Genomic DNA, 7,053 nt, shown 5'->3' on the forward strand with positions numbered 1-7,053 from the left:
TGTGTTCACGTGTGTTCGTGGTTGAAGCACATGATCACGCGAAGGCCGTTGTGCTGTCCGGGAAACGATGAAGCCCGTGACCAGGACGGTATCCGGTCACGGGCTCGAGGTTAAACGCCAAGCTAGGAGTCGGCTGGCCAGGGGAGCCCAGCACCCTTTGCCAGCAGGCTCTTAGAAGATGTCGGTCGGGGGAGCGGGGGAGTCCACCGCGTCGGCGTCGCGGACCGGCGCCCTCCCGGAGACGAACCGGTCCAGGTCCTCGCCCTCCACCATCCGGGCCATCTCCGGGTCGCGGTGGGCCAGCCTCCCCAGCTCGTCCGTCGGCAGCGCCCAGTGGCCCGCCACCAGGACGAGGTTGCCGAAGCGGCGGCCGCGCAGGACGCCGGGTTCCGCGGTCATCACCACGTGCGGGAACACCGAAGCGACCGTGGCGACCTGGGCCCGGGTGTGCTTCAGGGCGTAGCCGTCACCGATGTTGACCACCAGGAACCCGCCGGGCCGCACGACCCGGGCGGTTTCGGCGTAGAACTCCACCGAGGTCAGCCGGGCCGGGGTCCGGGCCCCGGCGAACACGTCGGACACGATCAGGTCGGCGCTCGAGTCGTGCCGGGCGGCGATCCAGTCCCGGGCGTCGCCGATGCCCACGCGCAGCTGCGCCTTGCGGTCCCAAGGGAGGCGCCGCCGTACCGTCTCCACGAGAGCCGCGTCCACGTCCACCGCCCGCTGCCGTGACTTCGGGCGGCTGTGCGCCACGTAGCGCGCCACCGTCAGAGCCCCGGCGCCCAGGTGCATCGCCTCGATCGGCTCGCCCTCGGGGGCGACCAGGTCGGCGGCGTGCGCGATCCGGCGCACGTACGAGAAGTCCAGGTAAGCGGGGTCGGACAGGTCCACGTGCGATTGCGGGGTGCCCTCCACCAGGAGGAACCACGAGTTGGGGCGGTCCGCGTCGGCGAGGAGGTCCACCCCGGGCACCGCCGAGACCTCGTCCTCGGCTTCGACCCTGTCACGCACACGTCTGCCCATGTCCCCGCCTCACTCCTCGAAATCCCTACTACGTTAGGCGTCCCGCGGCCCTGGCTGAAACGGACGCGCGAAACCCCTGCCGGGACCGCTAGCCTGGGTTTCCCCAATGGTTTCCAACCGCGCCCTCCGGGCGCGATCACCGAGGAGTGGCCGTGCTACTGCGGATGTCGACCCTGTTCCTGCGCACCCTGCGTGAGGACCCGGCGGACGCCGAGGTGCCGAGCCACCGGCTGCTCGTCCGGGCCGGTTACGTCCGCCGCGCCGCCCCCGGTGTCTACTCCTGGCTGCCCCTGGGCAAGCGGGTCCTGGAGAACGTGTCGCGCGTGGTCCGCGAGGAGATGGACGCCATGGGCGGCCAGGAGGTCCTCCTGCCCGCACTGCTCCCCAAGGAGTACTACGAGGCGTCCGGCCGCTGGGAGGAGTACGGCGACAACGTGTTCCGGCTCCAGGACCGCAAGGGTGCCGACTACATGCTCGGCCCCACCCACGAGGAGCTCTTCACCGTCCTGGTCAAGGGCGAGTACTCGTCCTACAAGGACTTCCCGGTCGTGCTCTACCAGATCCAGGAGAAGTTCCGCGACGAGGCGCGGCCCCGCGCCGGTGTACTGCGCGGCCGCGAGTTCCACATGAAGGACTCCTACTCCTTCGACGTCGACGACGAGGGCCTGCAGGCCTCCTACGACAAGCACCGGGCCGCCTACATCCGGATCTTCGAGCGGCTCGGCCTGGAGTACGTCATCGTCTCCGCGACCTCCGGCGCCATGGGCGGCTCGGCCTCCGAGGAGTTCCTGGCCGTCGCACCCACCGGTGAGGACACCTTCGTGCGCAGCACGGAGTCCGGCTACGCCGCCAACGTCGAGGCCGTCCGGACCCCGGCACCCGCTGAGCTGCCGGTTGAAGGGCTGCCCGAGGCCCGGGTCCACCACACCCCGGACACCGCCACCATCCAGACCTTGGTCGACTTCTTGAACAACGCCGGGATGGGCCGCGACTTCTCCGAAGGCGACACCCTCAAGAACGTCCTGGTCAAGACCCGCACCCCCGGAAGCGAGGAGTGGGACCTCCTCGCCATCGGGGTCCCCGGCGACCGCGAGGTCGACCTCAAGCGCCTCGAGGCCGCGCTGGAGCCCGCTGAGGTCTCGATCCTGGAGGAGGCGGACTTCGCCGCCAACCCCTTCCTCACCAAGGGCTACATCGGCCCGAAGGCGCTGATCGACAACAAGGTCCGCTTCCTGGTCGACCCGCGCGTGGTCACCGGCACCTCCTGGGTGACCGGTGCGGACAAGACCGACCACCACGTCGTCGACCTGGTGGCCGGGCGCGACTTCACCCCGGACGGCACCATCGACGTCGCGGAGGTGCGCGACGGCGACGCGTCGCCCGACGGCAAGGGCACGCTGTACACCGCGCGGGGCATCGAGATCGGGCACATCTTCCAGCTCGGCCGCAAGTACACGGACGCGTTCAAGCTGGACGCCCTCGGCCAGGACGGCAAGCCCAAGCGCGTCACCATGGGCTCCTACGGCATCGGTGTCTCCCGCGTCGTGGCGTCCGTCGTCGAGCAGTCGCACGACGACAAGGGCATCGTCTGGCCGCGCGAGATCGCCCCCGCGGACGTGCACGTGGTCGGTACCGGCAAGGGCGGCGAGGTCGAGGAGGCCCTGCGGATCGGCCGCGAGCTGGAGGCCCGGGGCCTGCGCGTGCTGGTCGACGACCGCAAGGCGGCCCCCGGCGTGAAGTTCAACGACGCCGAGCTGCTGGGCATCCCCACGGTGGTTATCGTCGGCCGCGGCCTCAAGGACGGCGTCGTGGAGCTCCGCGACCGCCGTAGCGGCGAGCGCGACGACCTCCCGGTCGAGGAGATCGTCGAGCGCACCGTCGCCGCCTGCGCCGAGTAGGCACCGCAGGCAGCACCCGCACGACGGGGGCGGCGGCCCGGACACCGGGCTGTCGCCCCCGTCGTCAGCTCTCCCCGAAACCGGGGAGGGGGTCGAGCTCGGCGCCCCACTCCAGGGACCGGACCGTCGCCTCTTGGAGGCTGCGCGCCGCGGTGGTCCGCAGATCCGTGTCGGCGGAGGCGCTCAACCACAGGTAGGCGTCCACCGAGGTCGTCTCCAGGTCCGCGGCGAAGGAGTCCATGTCCTCGCCGCTGCGCCCTTCGGGCAGCGGATAGGACGACAACGCGGGCGGGGGGTCGACGTCCCGCTCCACCGCGGCCTCGTGCAGGGCGTCGCGCAGTGCCTTGTGCTGGTAGGCGGCCTCCGATGCCCGATCGCGGCGGTCCTCGTCCTCGGCCGCCCCGCCGATGAACTCGAACCCGTACACGGCCGCGTGTTCAGCGCTCAGGGCCTCCGCCAGCGCCGCAGCGGTGGGGTCGCCGTCCTCCTCCGTGGCCGGACTCTCGGCGGCGGTCTCCAAGGGCGTAGCGCTGTCGCTCAACGTGTGTGCCTTCCTCGCGGGGCTTCGGCCGGGGTGCGGAAGCTGTGTTTCGGGAGCTGTGTTTCGGGAGCTGGGCGGCGGGCGCGCTCAGGCCCGCGCGAGCAGGTGGGCGTGCCCGGCCTCGCACGCGCCGATCCCACTGATGAGCTGGGCCAGGGCGGGGTCGGTGACCGCCGCCGCCTGGTCGAGGCGTGCGCTGGTCGCCGCGGCCGCCAGGACGCGCAGCCCCGACACGTCGAGCACCGCGTCCAGCGCTGGGTCCTCGGCCGGGGACTCCCGGCCGTCCTCCGCCCCGTCGGGCCCGGTCTCTCCGCCGGGCTCGTCCTCGTGCTGGGCGAAGTCCTCCGGTAGGACGTCGACGAGGGAGTCCAGGTGGGTGAGGTGGTGCTCCAGCAGCTGCTCCAGGAGCTCCGAGGGGCCCGTGCCGTTCTCCAGTGCCGTCTCGTAGCGCACGACCATCCGCTCCTTGTCGCTGATCAGAGAGCGCAGGACGTACACGTCCGGGGTCTCGTCGGAGGGATACCAGTCGGCCGTTCCGCAACCGCTCAGACCCGCGGTCCCGGCCGCCGCGACGCCCACGGCCGTGGCACCCAGCACTGTGCGGCGGTTGACGTTCCACAGGCCCACGCGGTCTCCTCCCTGCCCCGCGACTCGGCGCGGTCTCCACGGCTCCCGCTGTCAGCGGCGGCCAGCCCCATCTTTCCACGGGCGGGGACGGGCGCGGTCCGTCCCGACACCCCGTACGAGCCAGGCCTTCCGGCCACCGGGCCCGGAGGCCGCGACGCGCCCTGTCCGCACTTACCGACCTGGGGCCGCCCCAGGTGTGGATACCCTTGCATCCACAGCCGCCGTCGCACGCGACGCGCGGCACTCACGTGTCCCTCGTGGGGCGCGGACCGAATGCAGACTACGTACAGAGCTGGACCGCCCCGTTCAACGGCCGACGGCCGAGCGGGCGGAATTTCGCCGTTTGAGGGGCAAGGACGCATGGGAGCGCACGCGCGCGATGAGCGCATCGTCGAGCTGCTGGAGCCGGTACTGGCCGAAGCCGGACTGGACCTGGAGACCGTCGAGCTGACACCGGCGGGCAAGCGCCGGGTCCTGCGCGTGGTGGTCGACTCCGACAACGGGGTCGACCTGGACACGGTCGGCGAGGTCAGCCAGGCCGTCAACGACAGCTTGGACGCCTCCGACGTGATGGGTGAACTGCCCTACGTCCTGGAGGTCACCTCACCCGGGGTGGACCGTCCACTGACGCTGCCGCGCCACTGGCGGCGCTCCCGCGGTCGACTGGTGAAGGTCTCCCTCGTCGAGGGAGGGGATGTCACCGGTCGCGTCACCGACTCCGACGACCAGGGCGTGACCCTGGACGTCAAGGGCCGGACCCGCACCCTGGCCTACGACAAGATCGCCAAGGCCAAGGTCCAGGTGGAATTCCGCCGCGACGCCGACACCGACGCGGCGGACTAGAGGGGGAGCCCCGTGGATATTGACATGAGTGTCCTGCGCAGCCTGGAGCGCGAGAAGGACATCGCCGTCGAACTGGTGGCCAAGGCCATCGAGGACGCGCTGCTGATCGCCTACCACCGCGAAGAGGGCGCCGACAAGAAGGCCCGAGTGGAGCTGAACCGTTCCTCCGGCCACGTGGTCGTCTGGGTCGCCGAGACCGGCGAGGAGGGTGAGGTCGTCGGTGAGTACGACGGGACCCCCACCGGCTTCGGTCGCATCGCGACCTCCACGGCCAAGCAGGTCATCCTCCAGCGCCTGCGCGACGCCGAGGACGAGCTGACCCTGGGCGAGTTCGCTGGCCGCGAGCACGACATCGTCTCCGGCATCATCCAGCAGGGCAAGGACCCGCGGAACGTCCTGGTCGACCTCGGCAAGATCGAGGCCATCCTGCCCCCGCAGGAGCAGGTCCCCACGGAGACCTACACCCACGGCGAGCGCCTGCGGGCCTACGTGGTGCAGGTCCGCAAGGGCCACCGCGGTCCCTCGGTGACCCTGTCGCGCACCCACCCCAACCTGGTGCGCAAGCTCTTCGAGCTGGAGGTCCCCGAGATCGCCGACAGCACCGTCGACATCGCGGCGATCGCCCGTGAGGCCGGTCACCGCACCAAGATGGCGGTCCGCTCCAACCGGGGCGGCGTCAACGCCAAGGGCGCCTGCATCGGTCCGCTCGGCAGTCGTGTCCGGAACGTGATGGCCGAACTCCACGGAGAGAAGATCGACATCGTCGACTTCTCCGAGGACCCCGCGGTGTTCGTCGCCAACGCCCTGTCCCCGGCCCGAGTGAGCTCCGTGGAGATCCTCGACCTGGCTGCCCGTGTGGCCCGCGTGGTCGTGCCCGACTACCAGCAGTCGCTGGCGATCGGTAAGGAAGGGCAGAACGCCCGGCTCGCCGCGCGCCTGACCGGTTGGCGGATCGACATCCGTTCGGACGCGGAGCCCGCCGACGCCGCCGGTGAGGGCTATGAGCCCAGCGGGGGGACCTTCGAGCCCGTGGCCGAGGGCTACGGCGGGGTCCAGCCGGGCAGCGGCAACGCACCTTCGGCCGGTTAATCGGGTCGCAGGTATGTCCCGACACGATATGGTGGCCGAAGACGGTCCTGACCGTCCCGTGCGTACATGCGTGGGGTGCCGGTCGCGGACAGTCCAGTCCGACCTTGTGCGGCTGGTGGCCGAGGGCACGGTCATCACGCCCGACACCCGGGGTCGACGTCCGGGGCGCGGCGCATACCTGCACCACGACCGGCGATGCCTCGAGCTCGCCGAACGTCGCAGGGTGTGGTCCCGTGCCTTTCGGAACCGGAACGGTGGAGGTTCCACCGGGTGGGACGCCTCACGTGTGGCGTCCCTACTCGGTGACGCCCCGCGTGACTGAACACTTCGCCGATCCGGATAGGGTTGGAATGTCTGGGCTGGCCTCGAGGTTATAGAGACCGAGGTCGGTGTGCTGTGTCGGCACGCAGAGCTGGCCCATTGTTGTGTAGCGATGAGGAAGCAGGTCGAGATTGCGATGAGCGCCTGATGAGTACGCAGCGATGAGTAACTCAAGCTAACGACGGTCCGGCACAAGCCCATGTCCCGGACCGAAGCTGAAGGAGAGTAGTGGCGAAGGTCCGGGTGTACGAACTCGCTAAGGAGTTCGGTGTAGAGAGCAAGGCCGTGCTGGCCAAGCTCAACGAGATGGGCGAATTCGTTCGTTCGGCGTCCTCCACGATAGAGGCCCCCGTCGTGCGACGCCTGCAAGAAGCTTTTGACGACAAGGGTTCCGACGGCAACGGCAAGAAGGGTGACTCGGCTCCGAAGCCCGGCCCCGCCAAGCCCGCCGCCGAGAGCTCCGCGCGCCCCGCGGCTCCCAAGCCGGGGCCCGCTCCCAAGCCGGGCCCGAAGCCGGGTCCAGCTGCCAAGCCCGCGGCCCCGCAGGACCAGAAGCCCGAGGAGCCGGCCGAGAAGCCTGCCCCGCAGGTGGACAAGCCCGCGGTCCCGCATTTCGAGAAGCCCGAGGAGACCGCGCCCAAGCCCGGCCCCAAGCCGGGTCCGAAGCCGCCCCGCGGTGAAGGGCCCCGTCCGGCCGCGCCCAAGCCCGGT

8 protein-coding genes are annotated in these 7,053 nt (G+C 70.6%); 5 read left to right on the forward strand and 3 right to left on the reverse strand.

The genetic code is table 11. From position 1 onward, the window contains the following. Nucleotides 1–171 precede the first annotated feature (171 nt). Nucleotides 172–1,023 (reverse strand): spermidine synthase, encoded by an 852-nt coding sequence (locus tag ACYVD1_RS34035; RefSeq protein WP_460778596.1) that lies wholly within the window; start codon nucleotides 1,021–1,023, stop codon nucleotides 172–174. A gap of 164 nt (nucleotides 1,024–1,187) precedes the next feature. Here ACYVD1_RS34035 and ACYVD1_RS34040 point away from each other — a divergent pair, with 164 nt between their 5' ends. Then, nucleotides 1,188–2,921, forward strand: coding sequence for a proline--tRNA ligase (locus tag ACYVD1_RS34040; protein ID WP_460778601.1), 1,734 nt, complete (start codon nucleotides 1,188–1,190; stop codon nucleotides 2,919–2,921). Nucleotides 2,922–2,985: 64 nt separating this feature from the next. Here ACYVD1_RS34040 and ACYVD1_RS34045 read toward each other — a convergent pair whose 3' ends face one another. Both ACYVD1_RS34045 and ACYVD1_RS34050 read right to left on the reverse strand, forming a co-directional pair. Further along, the gene (locus tag ACYVD1_RS34045; protein ID WP_460778597.1) at nucleotides 2,986–3,462 is read right to left on the reverse strand and encodes a ferritin-like domain-containing protein; all 477 of its coding nucleotides are present in this window, start codon (nucleotides 3,460–3,462) and stop codon (nucleotides 2,986–2,988) included. 87 nt (nucleotides 3,463–3,549) lie between these two features. After that, nucleotides 3,550–4,089, reverse strand: a complete 540-nt coding sequence (locus tag ACYVD1_RS34050; RefSeq protein ID WP_460778598.1) for a hypothetical protein — start codon at nucleotides 4,087–4,089, stop codon at nucleotides 3,550–3,552. 360 nt (nucleotides 4,090–4,449) lie between these two features. On the opposite strand from ACYVD1_RS34050, the gene rimP reads away from it, so the two are divergent. The 4 genes from rimP to ACYVD1_RS34070 form a co-directional block, all read left to right on the forward strand. Beyond that, a complete protein-coding gene (gene rimP, locus ACYVD1_RS34055; RefSeq protein ID WP_460778599.1) occupies nucleotides 4,450–4,932 on the forward strand; it encodes a ribosome maturation factor RimP in 483 nt (160 codons plus the stop codon). 24 nt (nucleotides 4,933–4,956) lie between these two features. Then, nucleotides 4,957–6,021, forward strand: coding sequence for a transcription termination factor NusA (nusA, locus tag ACYVD1_RS34060; RefSeq protein ID WP_460778602.1), 1,065 nt, complete (start codon nucleotides 4,957–4,959; stop codon nucleotides 6,019–6,021). 28 nt (nucleotides 6,022–6,049) lie between these two features. Beyond that, complete coding sequence (locus ACYVD1_RS34065) at nucleotides 6,050–6,343, forward strand: YlxR family protein (protein WP_460778603.1); 294 nt, start codon at nucleotides 6,050–6,052, stop codon at nucleotides 6,341–6,343. A gap of 227 nt (nucleotides 6,344–6,570) precedes the next feature. Next, nucleotides 6,571–7,053: translation initiation factor IF-2 N-terminal domain-containing protein (locus ACYVD1_RS34070; protein ID WP_460778600.1), on the forward strand; the 483-nt coding region annotated here is incomplete at its 3' end.

It is taken from the genome of Nocardiopsis nanhaiensis (assembly GCF_054778635.1).

Excerpts from the sequence above, each read along its gene's own strand:
- ACYVD1_RS34035 (WP_460778596.1), bottom strand. The coding sequence starts at position 1,023 with ATGGGCAGACGTGTGCGTGACAGGGTCGAAGCCGAGGACGAGGTCTCG.
- ACYVD1_RS34040 (WP_460778601.1), top strand. The coding sequence starts at position 1,188 with ATGTCGACCCTGTTCCTGCGCACCCTGCGTGAGGACCCGGCGGACGCC.
- rimP (WP_460778599.1), top strand. The coding sequence starts at position 4,450 with ATGGGAGCGCACGCGCGCGATGAGCGCATCGTCGAGCTGCTGGAGCCG.
- nusA (WP_460778602.1), top strand. The coding sequence starts at position 4,957 with ATGAGTGTCCTGCGCAGCCTGGAGCGCGAGAAGGACATCGCCGTCGAA.
- ACYVD1_RS34065 (WP_460778603.1), top strand. The coding sequence starts at position 6,050 with ATGGTGGCCGAAGACGGTCCTGACCGTCCCGTGCGTACATGCGTGGGG.